Here is a 15553-nt window from a genome sequence, read left to right as displayed (position 1 = left end):
CGCGCGGGACCGTCACTGACCAGTGGGCCCGCCCCAGCCCCGAGCGCGGTTCGGATCGGTCGTAGGCTGGCGCATGTGACTGGAATCTCACTTGCCCCCGAGGGTGACGAGGAGACCGCGATCCGCCGGATCTGGGGCGGGCTCGGACTCCCCGGCCTCGTGGACGTGCACACGCACTTCATGCCGAACAACGTCCTGCGCAAGGTCCAGGCCTACTTCGACGCCCTCGGCGATGGCGTCTGGCCCCTCAACCCCCGCTACCGGGTGGCCGAGGACGAACGGGTCGCCCTCCTGCGCGGGTTCGGCGTCCTGGGCTTCACCGCGCTCTCCTACCCCCACCGGCCGGCCATGGCCGCCTGGCTCAACGGCTGGGCGGCCGACTTCGCCGACCGGCACCCCGATTCCCTGCGCAGCGCCACCTTCTTCGCCGAGCCCGAGGCGGCCGGCTACGTGGCCGAGGCGATCGGATCCGGTGCCCGCGTCTTCAAGGCCCACCTCCAGGTCGGCGCCTACGACCCGCGCGACCCCCTGCTCTCCGACGTCTGGGGCGCCCTCGCGGACTCCGGTACCCCCGTGGTCGTCCACTGCGGCTCCGGACCGACCCCCGGGAACTTCACCGGCCCCGGCCCCTTCGCGGAGGTGCTGCGCCAGCACCCGGCGCTGACCGCCGTGGTCGCCCACTCGGGCGCGCCCGAGTACTCGGCGTTCCTGGACCTGGTCGAGGGGTACGACCGCGTCCACCTGGACACCACCATGACGTTCACCCCGTTCACGGAGCGGCGGTCGCCCTTCCCCCGGGAGGAGCTGCCCCGCCTCCGGGAGTTCGGTCACCGCGTGCTCCTGGGTACCGACTTCCCGAACATCCCGTACAGCTACCTCGACCAGATCCGGAGCCTGGTCGAACTGGACCTGGGGGAGGACTGGCTACGCGGAGTCCTGCACGACAACGCCGCCGCACTGTTCGACCTCCCGACCCGCCCCGGCCGTACCCAGCCGGTCGCCGACACCAGGCAGCACCACACAGAGAGGGCACGATGGAACTCACCCTGACTCCCCTGGAGTTCGCCCGCCGGACCCGCAGACTGCACCCGCACCGCGAGGCGCTGGTCGACCGGGACCTCCGGCTCACCTACGAGCAGTTCTTCGACCGCTGCGACCGCTGGTCGTCCGCGCTCCAGGACATGGGCGTGGCCAAGGGCGACCGGGTCGCCTACATCGCGCCCAACACGCACGCGCAGCTGGAGTCGTTCTACGCGGTCCCGCAGCTGGGCGCGGTCCTGGTCCCGGTCAACTTCCGCCTGACCGCCGAGGACTTCGTCTACATCGTCAACCACTCCGGCGCCAAGGTGCTGTGCGTGCACTCCGACCAGCTGGAAACGGTCGAGGGCGTGCGGGACCGGATGCCCGGGGTGGAGCGCTTCGTCGCCCTGGAGGGCGTCCGCGACGGGTGGGAGGACTACGAGTCCCTGGTCGCGGCGGCCTCCCCCGACTTCGCGCGCCCGGAGATCGCGGAGACCGACCTGCTCACGATCAACTACACCTCCGGCACGACCGCGCGCCCCAAGGGTGTGATGATCACCCACCGCAACGCGTACATGAACTCGGTGGGCACCCTGCTGCACCTGCGGATCGGGCTCGGCGAGAAGTACCTGTGGACGCTGCCGATGTTCCACGCCAACGGCTGGACCTACACGTGGACGGTCACGGCCGCCGGGGGCACCCACGTGTGCCTGCCCGCCATGGACCCGGCGCGGGTGTTCGAGCTCATCCGCACCGAGGAGGTGACCTGGCTGTGCGCGGCGCCCACGGTGCTGATCATGCTCTCCAACACCCCCGAGGCCGTACGTGGCACCGTCGCGCCGGGGGTGCACGTGGTGACGGCCGGGGCCTCGCCCGCCGCCGAGACCATCGAACGGCTGGAGGAGGACTTCGGCTGGACCGTCACCCACGTCTACGGCCTGACGGAGACCACGCCCTTCATCACGGTCTGCGAACCGCGTCCCGAGCACCGCGACCTGGACGTGCGCGAACGCGCTGCGGTCAAGGCCCGCCAAGGGGTCGAGCTGATCACCTCCGGCGAGCTGCGCGTGGTCGACGGGAACGGCGACGAGGTGCCCTGGGACGGGACGACCGTCGGCCAGATCACCGTGCGCGGCAACGTGGTGATGAAGGGCTACTACAACGACCCCGAGGCCACCGAACAGGCCATGGGCGACGGCTGGTTCCGCACCGGAGACGCCGCCGTCACCCACCCGGACGGCTACATGGAGATCCAGGACCGGATCAAGGACGTGATCATCTCCGGCGGCGAGAACATCTCGTCCGTCGAGGTGGAGGGGGTGCTGCTCCGGCATCCCGCGGTGCTGGAAGTGGCGATCGTGGGGGTGCCGCACGAGCGCTGGGGCGAGACCCCGCGCGCCTCCGTGGTGCTGTGCGAGGGTGCCTCGGCCACCGAGGAGGAGATCATCGCCTTCGCGCGTGAGCATCTCGCGCACTTCAAGGCGCCCACCCAGGTGGAGTTCGTGGAGCAGCTGCCCAAGACCGCCACCGGCAAGATCCAGAAGTTCGTGCTGCGCGGCGGCGCCTCCGCCGTCTCGCGCCAGTAGCGGCCGGGCCCCGCTCCGCCTGGCGAGCGGGGCCCGTCGGTCCTACCCGGGGTCCGGGCTGAGCAGCACGAACCCGGCGCCGAACGGGTCGGCGACCGCCGCCAGCCGTCCCACGCCCGCGGTGGATTCCGGTCCCATGTAGACGTGTCCGCCCGCAGCGGTGACCTCCGCGACGGTGGCGTCGCAGTCGGTGGAGTGGAAGACGGGATGCCAGTCGGCCGCGCCCCTGGTGGCGGTCAGGTTGTCGGCGTCGACGCCCATGATCCCGCCGAAGCTCCGGTCGTCGCCCAGTCCCGCCGGGCGGGTGATCGAGTACACGCCCGCGTCGCCGAGGTCGAAGGCGTCGAACTCCCACCCGAACAGGCCGCTGTAGAACTCCCTGGCGCCCTCGGCGGAGGGCGTCCACAGCTCGGCCCACATGAAGGTGTTCGGCTCGTCGGTCCGCTCCATGCCCGGTAGGGTTCCGGCCTCCCAGAGGGATACCGACCCGCCCTGCGGGTCGCCCACGACGGCCATCCTGCCCAGGCCCATGACGTCCATGGGCTCCACGTAGGGCGTGGCGCCCAGTTCCCGGGCGCGCTGGAAGGTCATGTCGAGGTCGGGGGTGTTGAAGTAGAGGGACCAGGTGACGGCCTGGTCATCGGACATCTTCGGGCCGAGTCCGCCGATCAGGGCACCCTCGTGCCTGATCAACATGTAGCCGCCGGTGTCCGGGCCGGCCGACTCCGCGGTCCAACCGAACACCCGGCCGTAGAAGTCGACCGCCCGGTCCACGTCGGCGGTGGTCAGTTCGACCCAGCAGGGCGAACCGACCACATAGTCGGTGGTGATCATGCTGCCTCCCGTCGTGGCTCCCTCCTGAGTGTCCTCCAGAGCACTGACATACCGGGGATGATCAGGGCAAAGTCTCGACAACAGAACGATGGAGGGACCCAGGAATGTCCGTTCGCCTGCACCATGTGGGACCGGTGATCATCGACGTCGTCATGACCGTCGAACACCTGCCCGAGCCGGGTGGTGACACCTTCGCCAGCAGCGCCCGCACGGTACCCGGAGGCGGGTTCAACGTGATCGCCGCCGCCACGCGCGCCGGGATGGAGGTGGTCTACGGGGGTGCGCACGGGAAGGGTCCCCACGGTGACCTGGTCCGGGCCGCGCTGCGCGACGCGGGGGTGGTGTGCGCGCACCCGCCCCGGCCCCGCGACACCGGTTTCTGCGTGGCACTGGTGGACTCCTCGGCGGAACGCACCTTCGTCACGCACCTGGGTGCCGAGACGGACCTGCCCTTGGCGGACCTGCGCGCCCTGCGCCCCGCGGAGGGCGACTTCGTTTACACGGTGGGGTACTCGCTGCTGCCCGGGCAGCGCGCCGACGAGCTGGTCACCTGGATCGGTGAGCTTCCGCAGGGGGTGAGGCTGGTGTTGGACCCGGCGCCGGTGGTGGGTGATGTTCCCACCGGGACTCTCGCGACGGTGCTGGCACGGACGGACGTGCTCAGCCTGAGTGCTGCCGAGGCGGTCACCGTCACCGGGACTGCTGACCTGCACGCCGCCGCCGCGATGCTGGTGAAACGTGTGGCACCCGACGGGGTGGTGGTGCTGCGCGACTCCGCCGAGGGTTGTCTGGTCGCCACGAGGGATGCTGAGCCCGTCCGAGTCCCGGGGTTCGCCGTGGAGGCCGTGGACACCAACGGCGCGGGCGACGCGCATGTAGGTGTGTTCACCGCCGCGTTGGCCTCGGGTAGTTCGCCGTGGGAGGCCGCCCGCCGGGCCAACGCGGGGGCTGCCCTGGCAGTGACCCGGCCCGGCCCCGCCACCTCGCCCACTCGGGAGGAACTGGAGGGGTTTTTGAGTGCTCGGGAGTGAGAAAGGCCCCGGCCACCACGGTCGGGGTCGTTCGTGTTCGGGCTACTGAGCGACGCGGAGGAGCGCGGACCATTCGAGGGAGGGGAAGGCCAGCGCGCCGAGTTCCCTGTGCTGAGTGTCTCGGACGGCGGCACCGGTGGGCAGGTCAGCGACCTCGACACAGTTTTCGGTACGGGCCCCGCTGTATGAGGACTTGCGGAAGCGGGCGACTTCCACACAGTTGTTGCGGTCGCTGTAGCTGGACTTGTGGAAGGCGAGTTCGTCGATGTGGGGGTGCATCTTGGGAACCTCCGCTGGGGGTGGGCAGTGACTCACTCATACACAGTCCTGCCCGCTTCCACACCCGTGCTCAGAGGAAAACGTCCCGAGACACTGTCCAGCTGTGGACAATGGCCGCCCGCCACTCCGGGGTAAAGTGGTCTTGGAACGAGTACACGTAGGCCCCCTGGTTTCACCTAGGGGCCTGCGTTCCGCCTGAGGTCAGCTCTGTCGAATTCCCGCGACAAAGGCGTGCCACTCCGGGGAGGCGAACGCCAGGTGACCCTGCTGGCGATTCTTGGTGTCTCGGACAGCAGACAACCCTGGCGCGTCAGCGACCTCAACGCAGTTCTGCTGCTGCGTGTAGGACGAAGTGCGCCAGGGGGCCTCAGCAGGGAACGAGTACATCGGCTCTTCCTATCGGGTGATCATCTCTGAGACACGGAACATCCGCTCGTCATCCAGTGCGGGTGATGGAGAGCAAGGCCGACCACTCCGAGGACGGGAAGGACAGCGCGCCGAAGTTCCTGTTCTGGGTGTCGCGGACAGCGGCGCCGCTGGGGAGGTCAGCGACCTCCACGCAGTTGTCGGTGCGGCCCCCGCTGTAGGAGGACTTGCGGAAGCGGGCGACCTCGACGCAGTTGGCACTGTTGGCGCTGTAGCTGGACTTGTGGAAGGTGAGTTCGTCGATGTGAGGGTGCATCTTGGGGGCCTCCGCTGGGAGTGAGGGCACTGACTGACTCATGCACAGTCCTGCCCGCTTCAACGCCCCGTGTGCAGAGAAGAATGTCCCGAACTCCTGTCCAGCTGTGGACAGAGGAGCCTGCTTCCCGCCCGCAGGAGTGCGGGGTAGAATTCGGATTGGATGAATGCAGAGGGCCCCGACCATCACGGTCAGGGCCCTCATCCTTTGTACGGGCTACCGGTTGGTGCGCGCAGTGCTGAGTAGAGCGACCCACTCCTGGGGCGCGAAGGCGAGGTGCCCGTCATCGCGATTCTGGGTGTCTCGCACCGCAGAGCCTCCCTGGAAGTCAGCGACCTCGACGCAGTCGCGGTTGGTGCTGGAGAAGCTCGACTTGCGGAAGTTGAGCTGAGTGGATGAATGCATGTCGGCTGCTTTCTACAGAGCGTCGTGGATCTTCTTCATGGTGCGGATCGACTCCGTGTGTGACTGGGCTGTGACCTGGAGATGATCGAACACGTGCCGGTACTCACCGACCTCCTCCGTCTCCTCTAGGAACAGCCCCTCTGTCCTCGATTCGAGGTAGACGATCGGTGCGTCCATCTCGTCGGGGAAATCCAAGACGACGAACGGTCCTGACACTCCGGGATGGAGCCCGGCAGTGAACGGAAGTACCTGGATAGTGACTCCGTTATCAGGGTTCTCCGCTGCGTCAATCAGATGCTTGATCTGCCCCGCAGCGACACCGTCCTCCGTAGGCATCCGGCGCAGAGCGGATTCATCGATCACAGCCCACACAGTCGGAGGCTGTTCACCTTCAAGGACGTCTTGCCGGGCCATGCGTGCTTCAACCTGGCGAGCGACTTCGTTAGACGGGCGGGCCAGGCTGGCACGCACGGAGGCCTCTGCGTAGCCCTCCGTCTGGAGCAGGCCCGGGATGACGACGGGCTGCCAGGTGGAGATGACAGAAGCCTCCTCCTCGAAGCCAACCAAGGAGTCGGTACCGAACACGTCCTTGAATTTGGTCCACCAACCACGCTCGCGGGACTGTCGCGCGAGGTCGATGGTGGCCTTCCGCGTGGCCGGGTCCTCGACTTCGTAGTAGTCCAACAGGATGAGCGACAACCCCCGCGTGGCGTACATGCTTCAACACGGACCCCTCCCGCACTGGGTCAAAGTGGCCCGCCAACAACGCGAACAGAAGGCCCAAGAGGCCCAATGGGCAGCCGACGCCGCACAGGCCGAACCAGAACCCGCCCTCCCCCGGGGCCGCCACCGAGCACCCCGCTGATGGCGGTGGGGATGGCCCGCCACCGCCATCAGCTCCACCCTCCTCCTGGGCCTGACCACCCTGGAAACCCTCAGCCGAACCCTCACCCACGAGATCGGCATCCCAACCTGAACCGACGAGAGGCTGGGGCCCGGCACCCGCCGGGCCCCAGCCACCCCCACAGGCGCGAGGACCAGGCGACCTCACGGTTCAGGTAGCGGGTGAGCCTTGGACGGACAGTTCCACGGCCAGTTCCATACAGCGTTGGCGGGCCGGGGAGAAGTCGTAGGGCATCTTGCCGAGGGCTTCGAACGCGCTCATGGATCCTGCCTCCCTCCTGCCAGTGCTGAGGTGGGCCTCGTCCTCGCCGTCATCGGCGGGAGGGTGCAAAGTGTCCCAGGCGTCGAAGAGGGCATCGTCGTCCTTGTCCAGGCCGGACTCCTCGATGACGGCATTCAGTGCGCTTTCGAAGTTGTGCCGTTCGGCGGCCACTTGGGCCACCCGTGGATCGTCGACGGCGACGGTGTCGTCGAGGGCCTCCTCGGCGGCATCGATGCGGTCAGCGTCCTCCCGCAGAGTGGGATGCGTGGCCAGGGCGATGAAGCGGGTGGCCTGGACGGCCGCGCCGAGCGGGCCGAGGATCCGCTCAGTAACCAGCAGAGTGTCCAGGTCCGCCTGGCGCAGGGAGCCCTCGGGCAGGCTCCTGAGGCGTTCGGTGACGAAGTCGGAGAGCAGGCCCATCCGGCTGCCTTCGGTGCGCATCCGCTGCACGGCGGTCCGTTGCCGCCGCAGTTCTGCTTCCCGCTCGGTGAGGGTCTCCTCCAACCGCTCCAGGGTGCCCGCGATACCGCCTCCGCTGTCGGCGCCACCGGAAGTCGTATCGGTCGCGAAGGAGTCGCGGATGTCGTCCAGGGCGATCCCGGCATCGGCCATCCTGCGAATCCACAGCAGGCGGATCATGTCCTCGTGCCCGTAACGGCGGCGGCCATCGCCGCCCCGTTCAGGCTCGGGGAGCAGACCGATCTCGTGGTAGTGGCGAATCGCCCGTGGCGTGATGCCGACGAAGGCCGCCGCGTCACCGATCTTGACCTGACGGGGTGGCATGAGAGACACCTGCATGAGCGGGGACCTTTCCTCAAGGACTCGGGACTTGAGTCCACTGGACCACATGCCGCTACGGAAGGTGCAACCCCTGCGCACCGCCCCGCGCCAACGCCTCGCGCCCTTCACCCGATGCCGCGTCCGTGCAGGCAGGCGCGATTCGCGCGTGAAGAGTACGGAACCCGAACCTGGATCACGGCCTGGTGCTTGAAGTGGACGAACAGGCGACCGTAGTTCTTGGCTGAACGCACTTACGGAAGTCCTGCTCAGAGATTCCGGTAGACCTCACGACGATGGGCGACACGCAGGGCCACGACGACCAGGCGACCATCATCGATCGAGTAGACCACCCGGTGGTCGCCCACCCGGACACGCCACAGACCTGGGTAACCGCTGAGCTGACGGCACCCGTCCGGACGGGGCTCCTCAGCCAGAGCCATCACGGCTGAGTACACGCGACGCGCTACGGGCTTGTCCAACTTGCCGAGTTCCTTACTGGCCCGGCTGTCGAACACCACATCGTAGGAACGCGACTGCCCATCCATCACAGGCCGAGCTCCTTGGCCACGTCCTCCGCGGACACAACCTCGGCGTCACCCGACCGGATCTCCTCCAACCTCTGATGTGCGACGGCACCGTCCTGCTGATCGAGCAGCTCCTCGTAGGCCTCGACCAGCTCGATCGGAACGATCGCGGCTACACGCTCGTGCTTGCGCCCCCTGGTCACATAGGTGATCTCATCACCAAAGGCCGCCCTGTTCACGCGCTGGGAGAAGTGGTTGCGGGCATCCGCGACAGACAGCTCCATTGGCTCAGTACTCATGCCCCCACGATACGCCAAATTCGCCAACTTGGCTAAGTTAGCCACTCTGTTTGACGCTGTGGACGCAATCGGCACGGACGACGTGCACCTGGTCACGGTATGAGTCCCACGGCAGACGCATGCTCGGGGAAGGTGTGGTCGTTGCAGGACTCCTGGCTGCTTGTTCGTCCACTTCTAGCACTCAGAGATCCTCCGCCGCCCCCGGGCCTCCTAGTGCTTGAAGTGGACGAACAGGCGACCGAAGTTCTTGGAGTCCTTCTCGACGCGGTGGTAGCGGGCCTTGACGTCCTTGCGGTTGAGGAAGCGCAGCACCCGCTTCTTCAACTGCCCCGAGCCCTTGCCCGGGATGATCTCGATGGTCTTGGCCCGCTTCCGTTCGGCCTCGTCCATGATGTCGTTCAGGGCCTTGTCAATGCTGACGCCCTTGTTGAAAATGTCGTGCAGATCGAGTTTGAGTCGCACTCCCGCCCCTTCTCCGATGGCCCGGATCATACGCGCAAGGAGGCGAGGACCCCGCGGTGCTCAGCCCGATGCTGAACGCGGCCGCCCCCTCGGGCCACTGACAGCAGTCGGCACCCACACTGACTACTCAGGAGCTGGCTCTCGGACGGCGGCAGGTCGTGTTCGTTGTCGGGGGCGCACTAGCCGTTGATCTGACGTCCTGGTCCGAGCTGTTCCGGAACTTCTGAATCTCCTGGCGCAGGCACCGGTCCTTGCTGAGGTCCTGTCTGCGCCGGTCCTCTTCGGGAACAGCGTGGCCGCCGACCATCGGATTCGGTTCTCGACGAAGCGGTACATGCCACAGGCGAGGGGTTCCTCGGCGGCGTGGGCGGGAGAGGCGCTGACCAGAGCCAGCGCGAGGGCGGCGATACCTGCGGCGACGACGGACCACGCCGTCCCTTTTCGTGGATGAATCGTGGCACAGGGTACCGAACACAGGCAAGGGCCACCAGGACGCAGCTCCGTCGGAACCGTCCGACACCATCCGGCACCGGGATCGTGGCATCCGGGTCCACGCGGAACCGAACGAATGCCTGAGGTCGCCGCCCAGGGGTGAACCGGTCCTGAACGGGCGGCCGAGCAGGGGCCCGGCCGCCCGGTGTTCACTGTCGCTGGACTACTTGATCTCGTCGATGAGCTGCGCCCAGGAGAGCGGGTAGAGCTTGGCGCTGATGCCGCTGCCGCCGGTGGCGTCGTCGCTCACGTTGCCTCGCCGGTAGGCCACGAGGTGGCCCCGGAGGTCGCTGTCGTCGCGCATGCGGATGCTCTTGCCGGTGTCGTGCGCGGAGATCCAGGAGTCGCCCCTGCCCGCGATGTCCATCCGCAGTGCGAAGCGGATCTGGTCGTCGTAGACCTTGGCCTCCTCGATACCGACCATGCTCTCGGACGAACCCTGGGCGGCGATGTAGAAGTCCTGTCCCTTGCGCTGGACCGCGCGCTCCCAGGAGCCGGACCGGCCGCGTCGGAACTCCAGGTTGGTGTCCTCCAGCTTGGTCTCGGTGAGCTGGTCAGCGGCGGTGTCGAACCGGAACTGGAGGACGCTGGAGGGGTCTACACCGTCCTTGAAGCTGAAGTCGTACCGGTCGCCGCCGGTGCCGCCGAGCAGAGCGAGCGGGTAGAAGATGCCCTTGTCGTCCCAGTTCCAGTAGAGGACGAAGGGGGTGCCGCCGGGCAGCATCACCTTCTTCTTGTCGAAGCCGTTGTCCTGGTGGTAGTGGACGTACGCCATCGTGGTGCTCTTTTCCAGCGTGGCTGAGGGGCCAGCGTTGTGAGAGGTATGAGGAGAGGAATCCCCTCGTCTGCCCTAGGAAGGGAGGACGATCTCATCGTTGCCCTTTCAGCACTCTGAGTCACAAGTTCACGCTGATCTGCGGGATCGCAGGCGTCCAACTCATGACATACCGCAAGGATCCAGGCCGTCCCGCTTCTGTTTGTGTGCACCCGCATTGCCTGGACTCGACAAGCCCAATGTCCAGGCTCGCCAGGAAGACCACTGGAGTCGTCCGCCCCTCCGGCACAGGGACCCTCCCCGACGTCCGGACGCCCTCCGTGCCTCCGCCGAACGGCACCGATCCCAGCTGTCCCGACGCTCAGGGCTCGGACCGGGCTCAGGGCACCCGGTCCGCAACACCGCCCACAGCAGGCTGCGACCGGAAATCGCAGCATCCAGAAACCGGACGGCTGTACCCCACACACGCGTGGACGGCAATCTCATCGGCCCCACTGAGCCCATGGACCTCGCCCGTTCCCAGAGCGTCCACGTCTTCAAGGCCCCGCCCCCGGAACGCGACACCGACAACCCCGGCCCCGGCCTACAGCTGGAGCGCGAAGCACATCCGGTCGTGGCCAGGGCCGTCGTAGTCCTCGAACGGGCCGGTCACCGCGAACCCGAGGGACCGGTGGAACGCGATCGAGCGCTCGTTGGAAGGCGAGGTGACCGCGCGCACCAGGGAACGCCCGTCGGCCCTGGCGGCGTCGGTGAACAGGCGGTACATCTCCCTGCCCAGCCCCGAGCGCCGCTGTCTCGGGGCCACACCCGTGAAGTGCACGTAGGCCTCCGCCGCACGAGCCGGGCTGGGGAACCCCACCAGGAAACCCGCGATCCCCTCGTCGTCTTCGGCGACCAGGGACGTCATGCGGAAGTGGTCGAGGAACAGGCGCGGCAGGATGTGCGCGACCGGCCTCCCCCACCATTCGTCGCACACAGCGATGATCCGCCCGTGGTCGTCGGGCACCGCGTTCCGAACCGTGACCCCACCGGGTCCCCGGCTCTCGAACTCACCGCTCCATGCGTTCATCGAAGGCCTCCTCGAAGGGTCTGCGTACCCCGGGATCCCGGTCCGACACCGCGAAGACCACCCGATCGAACACCCCCGCGAAGTCCCCCTTGAGGTGCTTGGCGAACGCGGCGGCCACCACCTCGGGACGGTTGCCGACACCCCACAACCCCACGCCCCCAACACCACCCGCGTGCCTGCCGTGGTTAGGCGCGGCCGCGGTGAGGAAGTCCACCGGCACCGGCTCGGACGGCCAACCCGCGCGGTGGTCGCGGAGCACCGGAACGCTCGGTGACCAGATCACCCGCTGGAGAGCAGACTCCGCTCCGCCACGTGGTGGTCGTAGTACTCGGGACAGCGGATCAGCGAGTCGTGGAGCGCTCGCCCACAGGACCGGATCGAGGCCGAGACCCTTGCGGTCATCCCCCAACCCCCACCGCGACACAGGAGAATGCGGTTGCACGTCCTGTGCTCCGAGCCCAGGATGGTCCGGTGAGAATCCGGGAGATCACACTCGACCTCGGCCGGGACACCCTGGCCGGGCTGGACTTCGGCGGCGAGGGCACACCGGTGCTCCTGGTCCACGGCAGCGGGCACAACGCGGCAGCCTGGACCGACGTCGCGGCGCATCTGACCGATCGCTGTCGAGTCGTCGCCGTGGACCTGCGCGGACACGGGCGCACCGCTGTCGACTCCGAGAACGCCGAACAGTACTGGTGCGACCTGGCCGACGCCGCTCGGGCCCTGGGCTGGGAGAACCCCGTCCTGGTCGGGCACTCCCTGGGCGGTTACGCCGTCACCGCCGTGGCCGCCGCGGGGTTGCTCCGGCCCGCCGCCGTGTGCGTGGTCGACGGCCTCGTCCTGAACACCCGTGAGAAGGCCGTGGCGGACCAGGCGCAGTGGACCACTCCGGCAGCGGGCGAGGCACTGCGCGCACAGTTCCGCTACGGATGGTCAGCCACCCCTGACGAGGCGCACGCGTACATCGACCAGTGCGTTCGAGAGGCGCAGGACGACGATCTGAACCGGGGCTCCCGCCCCGGTCTGGTGCGCGAGGTTCTGGAGCGCTCCTTCACCCAGGGGGACCGCACGCGGCTGCGACGGCCCACACCCGAACAGGTCGCGGTGATCAGCGCGGTCGCACCGGAGGCCGTCATCCACCCCAGCCTGGACGTCTACGAACGCGTCACCTGCCCGCTCACGATCGTGCTCCCCGAGGAAGGGTTCTACGCGGGACGCCGGGAGGAAGTGCGGGCCGTCGTCGCGGCCCGCCCGGAGCGGACGCTCGTGGAGATGCGCGGGCACCACAACGTGACCATGGCCAGACCCGAGGAGCTCGCCCGCATCATCCTGGACCTCGTGAACCGCCTGCCCGCCCCGGAATCCGGAGAGCCCACGTGACCGACAGCCCTCAGCAGCGTCCCGTGCGCGAACACCCGCTGGCCGAGCCGGGTGCGGGTCCCTACGGCATCGCCTCCGACACCGACGGCTCCCTGTGGGTGACCCTCGTCCACCAGGGCCAGATCGCCCACAGGAGGCCGAACGGTTCCGTGACCCTCCACCCGCTGGACTCCGCCATGTGCGGGCCTTCGGTCATCACCCTGGGACCGGACCGCGCGGCCTGGTTCACTCGCGCTCGGGACCACCGGGTCGGCCGGATCACGTCCGACGGCAGGACGGACTCCTTCTCACTACCGACACCGGACGCCAGCCCCTTCGGTATCACCACCGGGCCCGACGAAGCACTGTGGTTCACCGAGACGAACGCCGACCGGATCGGCCGTATCACCACGGACGGGGAGGTCACCGAGTTCCCGCTACCGATGCGGGGAGGGTTCCCCTCGTTCATCGCCTCGGGCCGCGACGGTGCCCTGTACTTCACCCTCAACCAGGCCAACGCCATCGGACGCATCAGTACCGGCGGGCACGTGGAACTACACCCCCTCCCGACCGCCGACGCGGGCCCGGTCGGCATCACCCGGGGCTCTGACCACGCCCTGTGGTTCGTGGAGATCGCCGCCGGCCAGATCGGCCGCCTCACACCGGACGGAGAGGTCCGGGAGTTCCCCCTGCCTCGACGCGACTCACACCCCCACGCGATCACCGCGGATCCCGCAGGCGGATGTTGGTTCACCGAGTGGGGCGCGAACCGGATCGGCCACATCACGCCAGAAGACGACATCTCCCTGTTCGATCTGCCCACCCCCGCCAGCGAGCCTCACGGCATCACGCTCGCTCCGGACGGCACGGTGTGGACGGCCTTGGAGATCGGAACCATCGCCTCTCTCCGCCCCTGAGCCCCGAGCGTCCATCGCGCCTCACGGACCCCATCCCAGGCCCGATCCCCCAGAGGACTCCTCATCCCCGGGCCGAAGATTCCCGACTCCGTCCCGCCCGCGTACCCGGGCGGCTGACGCGGGTGCGCTACCCCGGCTTGACCGCCGAGAAGATCGCCGTCCCCGGGATCATCCGGCCGCGCACCGGCCCCCAGCCGCCCCACACCTGGTCGTTCCCCTCGGGCCACTCCGGCTCGACCATGTCCCGGAACTCCAGCCCCGCCGCCACGATCCCCCGCAACCAGTCGCCCACGGTGTGGTGGTGTTCCACGTAGACCGCCCGGCCCTCGTCGTCCTCCTCCACGTAGGCGCGGCGGTCGAAGTAGCTCTGCCGCACGGTCATCCCCCGCTCGGTGGGGTCGTCCGGGAAGCACCAACGGATCGGGTGCGTCACCGAGAACACGAACCGCCCGCCGGGCCTGAGCACCCGCCCGGCCTCGGCCAGCGCGGTCTCGGCGGCGGGCACGAACGGGAACGCCCCGAACGAGGAGAAGACGACGTCGAAGGAGCCCGTGGCGAACGGCATCCGCTGCGCGTCGGCCTGCACCGCGGGCAGCCGGTGCCCGGTCTGCTCGTCGATCCTCCGGGAGTGCTGGAGCTGCCGCCGGGCCAGGTCGAACCCCACGACCTCCCGCACGCCCTGGGCCCGCAGCCACCGGCCGCACTGCCCGGCACCGCAGCCGACCTCCAGCACCCGCTTGCCGTCCAGGCCGCCCAGCAGCCGCACATCGGCCTCGTCCACGCCCTCGGGCGACCAGACGAACCCCACGTCACGGAGGAAGTCGCCGTGCTCGGCCTGGTAGGCGTCAGCGGCACCGTCCCACCACAGCCGACCGGCGCGGGCGCTCTCGTCGCCCGCCACAGCACGCCGCTCCACCCAACCGGGAGCCGGGTAGTCCATCTGATCGTCCACGTTGCTCCTCGGGCTGCTGACGCGGCTCAGGTCCGGTTCGGCCGAGCGCTCTGCGCGGGCTCGGCCGGGCCAGCGGGCCCCTCCGGGTCCTGGGCGTCTCCGTCACCAGTGTCCCCGCTCCCGGGACCGTTCTCCTCGGCCTCGCGGGCGTCGCGGAGCTCACGGCGGATCAGGACGACCCAGCCCACCACGGCGACGACGCTGAACACCCACCACTGGAAGGCGTAGGAGGCGCTCATGCCGGTGTTCTCCTCGCGCAGGGCGATCCGCTCGGGCGCCTCCTCGGGCACGGGGTCCTGGGCGGTGAGCTCCACGTACCCGCCGTAGATCGGGTACGGCAGCTCCTCGGCCAGCCGGCCCATGTCCACGAACATGATCTGGCCCTCGGGCATACCGTCGCGCTCGCGCAGCCCGGTGTTCTCCTCCGTCTCGCCGAACTGGAGGCGCCCGGTCACCTGGACCTCGCCCTCGGGAACCGGGGGAGCGTCGGGGGTGTCCTGGGCGTTCTCGCCGCGCTCGATCCACCCCCGGTTGACCAGGACGGCCGTACCGTCCCCGGTGACCAGCGGGGTGAGCACGTGGAATCCCACTCCCTGGGAGCCGTCCCGGTTGCGGAGCAGGAGTTCGTTCTCCTGGTCCCACGTGCCGGTGGCCTCGACAGTGCGCCAGCGGTCCGACGGCGCGACGTCCTCGCCCACGGAGGCGAGCTGGTCCACGGCCACGGGGTCCGCGGCGACGTTGTCCCGTTGGAGGTTGACCGCCGCGCTGCGCAGCTCGGCCCGGTCCAGCTGCCAGAACCCCAGCCAGACGAAGGCGGGCACCAGGACCACGACCAGCGCGTGGAAGGCCAGCATGCGTGAGGAGAACAGGACTTTGAGCACGTCTTCGAGGTTATGAGACGTTCCCGGCCGCCCCGCACCGA

21 protein-coding genes are annotated in these 15553 nt (G+C 68.6%); 5 read left to right on the top strand and 16 right to left on the bottom strand.

Annotation, left to right across the window (positions count from 1 at the left end; genetic code table 11):
* Positions 1-75: 75 nt before the first annotated feature.
* Together BDW27_RS25515 and BDW27_RS25510 are read left to right on the top strand one after the other, a co-directional pair.
* Complete coding sequence (locus BDW27_RS25515; protein WP_110052161.1) at positions 76-1050, top strand: amidohydrolase family protein; 975 nt, start codon at positions 76-78, stop codon at positions 1048-1050.
* Positions 1035-2606 carry a long-chain-fatty-acid--CoA ligase gene (locus BDW27_RS25510; RefSeq protein WP_110052160.1) on the top strand — a complete coding sequence of 524 codons (1572 nt, stop codon included), beginning with the start codon at positions 1035-1037 and terminating at the stop codon, positions 2604-2606. Before BDW27_RS25515 ends, BDW27_RS25510 begins: the two co-directional genes overlap by 16 nt.
* Before the next feature lie 42 nt (positions 2607-2648).
* Here the strand turns inward: BDW27_RS25510 and BDW27_RS25505 are convergent, their stop codons facing one another.
* A complete protein-coding gene (locus BDW27_RS25505; RefSeq protein WP_110052158.1) occupies positions 2649-3440 on the bottom strand; it encodes a VOC family protein in 792 nt (263 codons plus the stop codon).
* Between the two features lie 104 nt (positions 3441-3544).
* Here BDW27_RS25505 and BDW27_RS25500 point away from each other — a divergent pair, with 104 nt between their 5' ends.
* Entirely contained in the window at positions 3545-4471 is a 927-nt protein-coding gene (locus BDW27_RS25500; RefSeq protein WP_110052156.1) for a PfkB family carbohydrate kinase, read from the top strand.
* A gap of 42 nt (positions 4472-4513) precedes the next feature.
* Here the strand turns inward: BDW27_RS25500 and BDW27_RS25495 are convergent, their stop codons facing one another.
* The 13 genes from BDW27_RS25495 to BDW27_RS27930 all read right to left on the bottom strand — a co-directional run bounded on the left by BDW27_RS25495 (position 4514) and on the right by BDW27_RS27930 (position 11805).
* Positions 4514-4750, bottom strand: coding sequence for a DUF397 domain-containing protein (locus BDW27_RS25495; RefSeq protein WP_017545625.1), 237 nt, complete (start codon positions 4748-4750; stop codon positions 4514-4516).
* A 201-nt stretch (positions 4751-4951) separates the two neighbouring features.
* Positions 4952-5137: a DUF397 domain-containing protein gene (locus BDW27_RS25490; RefSeq protein WP_110052155.1), complete on the bottom strand. Its 186-nt coding sequence runs from the start codon at positions 5135-5137 to the stop codon at positions 4952-4954.
* Positions 5138-5186: 49 nt separating this feature from the next.
* On the bottom strand, positions 5187-5432 hold the full coding sequence (locus tag BDW27_RS25485; RefSeq protein WP_110052153.1) for a DUF397 domain-containing protein: 246 nt from the start codon (positions 5430-5432) through the stop codon (positions 5187-5189).
* 216 nt (positions 5433-5648) lie between these two features.
* A complete protein-coding gene (locus BDW27_RS25480) occupies positions 5649-5837 on the bottom strand; it encodes a DUF397 domain-containing protein (protein WP_110052151.1) in 189 nt (62 codons plus the stop codon).
* 12 nt (positions 5838-5849) lie between these two features.
* A complete protein-coding gene (locus BDW27_RS25475; protein WP_110052149.1) occupies positions 5850-6554 on the bottom strand; it encodes a DUF5753 domain-containing protein in 705 nt (234 codons plus the stop codon).
* Between the two features lie 337 nt (positions 6555-6891).
* Positions 6892-7800, bottom strand: coding sequence for a MerR family transcriptional regulator (locus BDW27_RS25465; protein ID WP_110052148.1), 909 nt, complete (start codon positions 7798-7800; stop codon positions 6892-6894).
* 248 nt (positions 7801-8048) lie between these two features.
* Entirely contained in the window at positions 8049-8327 is a 279-nt protein-coding gene (locus tag BDW27_RS25460) for a type II toxin-antitoxin system RelE/ParE family toxin (RefSeq protein WP_233515931.1), read from the bottom strand.
* Positions 8327-8605, bottom strand: a complete 279-nt coding sequence (locus BDW27_RS25455; RefSeq protein WP_026129452.1) for a type II toxin-antitoxin system prevent-host-death family antitoxin — start codon at positions 8603-8605, stop codon at positions 8327-8329. The genes BDW27_RS25460 and BDW27_RS25455 overlap by 1 nt, the downstream gene beginning before the upstream one ends.
* 210 nt (positions 8606-8815) lie before the next feature.
* Positions 8816-9067, bottom strand: a complete 252-nt coding sequence (locus BDW27_RS25450; RefSeq protein ID WP_110052146.1) for a Smr/MutS family protein — start codon at positions 9065-9067, stop codon at positions 8816-8818.
* A 655-nt stretch (positions 9068-9722) separates the two neighbouring features.
* Positions 9723-10334 carry a hypothetical protein gene (locus BDW27_RS25445; protein WP_110052144.1) on the bottom strand — a complete coding sequence of 204 codons (612 nt, stop codon included), beginning with the start codon at positions 10332-10334 and terminating at the stop codon, positions 9723-9725.
* Between the two features lie 583 nt (positions 10335-10917).
* Positions 10918-11403: a GNAT family N-acetyltransferase gene (locus BDW27_RS25440; protein ID WP_110052142.1), complete on the bottom strand. Its 486-nt coding sequence runs from the start codon at positions 11401-11403 to the stop codon at positions 10918-10920.
* Positions 11384-11686: a hypothetical protein gene (locus tag BDW27_RS25435; protein ID WP_233515930.1), complete on the bottom strand. Its 303-nt coding sequence runs from the start codon at positions 11684-11686 to the stop codon at positions 11384-11386. Before BDW27_RS25435 ends, BDW27_RS25440 begins: the two co-directional genes overlap by 20 nt.
* A complete protein-coding gene (locus BDW27_RS27930; protein WP_233515929.1) occupies positions 11683-11805 on the bottom strand; it encodes a PARG family protein in 123 nt (40 codons plus the stop codon). The genes BDW27_RS25435 and BDW27_RS27930 overlap by 4 nt, the downstream gene beginning before the upstream one ends.
* Positions 11806-11874: 69 nt before the next feature.
* Here BDW27_RS27930 and BDW27_RS25430 point away from each other — a divergent pair, with 69 nt between their 5' ends.
* Both BDW27_RS25430 and BDW27_RS25425 read left to right on the top strand, forming a co-directional pair.
* Positions 11875-12783 (top strand): alpha/beta fold hydrolase, encoded by a 909-nt coding sequence (locus BDW27_RS25430; protein ID WP_110052140.1) that lies wholly within the window; start codon positions 11875-11877, stop codon positions 12781-12783.
* Complete coding sequence (locus BDW27_RS25425; RefSeq protein ID WP_110052138.1) at positions 12780-13679, top strand: virginiamycin B lyase; 900 nt, start codon at positions 12780-12782, stop codon at positions 13677-13679. Before BDW27_RS25430 ends, BDW27_RS25425 begins: the two co-directional genes overlap by 4 nt.
* A gap of 127 nt (positions 13680-13806) precedes the next feature.
* On the opposite strand, the gene BDW27_RS25420 is transcribed toward BDW27_RS25425, so the two are convergent.
* Together BDW27_RS25420 and BDW27_RS25415 are read right to left on the bottom strand one after the other, a co-directional pair.
* Positions 13807-14631, bottom strand: a complete 825-nt coding sequence (locus tag BDW27_RS25420; RefSeq protein WP_199560766.1) for a class I SAM-dependent methyltransferase — start codon at positions 14629-14631, stop codon at positions 13807-13809.
* 26 nt (positions 14632-14657) lie between these two features.
* On the bottom strand, positions 14658-15512 hold the full coding sequence (locus BDW27_RS25415) for an SURF1 family protein (RefSeq protein WP_199560765.1): 855 nt from the start codon (positions 15510-15512) through the stop codon (positions 14658-14660).
* Positions 15513-15553: the final 41 nt, after the last annotated feature.

It is taken from the genome of Nocardiopsis sp. L17-MgMaSL7 (assembly GCF_003182025.1).
Classification (GTDB): domain Bacteria; phylum Actinomycetota; class Actinomycetes; order Streptosporangiales; family Streptosporangiaceae; genus Nocardiopsis; species Nocardiopsis prasina.
The sequence above is the reverse complement of the archived record's forward strand: the minus strand, read 5'-3'. Positions and strand labels throughout refer to the sequence as shown.

Bases quoted from the DNA above. Each gene is read 5' to 3' on its own strand.
- BDW27_RS25510 (WP_110052160.1), top strand. From the start codon at position 1,035: ATGGAACTCACCCTGACTCCCCTGGAGTTCGCCCGCCGGACCCGCAGA.
- BDW27_RS25505 (WP_110052158.1), bottom strand. From the start codon at position 3,440: ATGATCACCACCGACTATGTGGTCGGTTCGCCCTGCTGGGTCGAACTG.
- BDW27_RS25500 (WP_110052156.1), top strand. From the start codon at position 3,545: ATGTCCGTTCGCCTGCACCATGTGGGACCGGTGATCATCGACGTCGTC.
- BDW27_RS25495 (WP_017545625.1), bottom strand. From the start codon at position 4,750: ATGCACCCCCACATCGACGAACTCGCCTTCCACAAGTCCAGCTACAGC.
- BDW27_RS25490 (WP_110052155.1), bottom strand. From the start codon at position 5,137: ATGTACTCGTTCCCTGCTGAGGCCCCCTGGCGCACTTCGTCCTACACG.
- BDW27_RS25485 (WP_110052153.1), bottom strand. From the start codon at position 5,432: ATGCACCCTCACATCGACGAACTCACCTTCCACAAGTCCAGCTACAGC.
- BDW27_RS25480 (WP_110052151.1), bottom strand. From the start codon at position 5,837: ATGCATTCATCCACTCAGCTCAACTTCCGCAAGTCGAGCTTCTCCAGC.
- BDW27_RS25475 (WP_110052149.1), bottom strand. From the start codon at position 6,554: ATGTACGCCACGCGGGGGTTGTCGCTCATCCTGTTGGACTACTACGAA.
- BDW27_RS25465 (WP_110052148.1), bottom strand. From the start codon at position 7,800: ATGCAGGTGTCTCTCATGCCACCCCGTCAGGTCAAGATCGGTGACGCG.
- BDW27_RS25460 (WP_233515931.1), bottom strand. From the start codon at position 8,327: ATGGATGGGCAGTCGCGTTCCTACGATGTGGTGTTCGACAGCCGGGCC.
- BDW27_RS25455 (WP_026129452.1), bottom strand. From the start codon at position 8,605: ATGAGTACTGAGCCAATGGAGCTGTCTGTCGCGGATGCCCGCAACCAC.
- BDW27_RS25445 (WP_110052144.1), bottom strand. From the start codon at position 10,334: ATGGCGTACGTCCACTACCACCAGGACAACGGCTTCGACAAGAAGAAG.
- BDW27_RS25440 (WP_110052142.1), bottom strand. From the start codon at position 11,403: ATGAACGCATGGAGCGGTGAGTTCGAGAGCCGGGGACCCGGTGGGGTC.
- BDW27_RS27930 (WP_233515929.1), bottom strand. From the start codon at position 11,805: ATGACCGCAAGGGTCTCGGCCTCGATCCGGTCCTGTGGGCGAGCGCTC.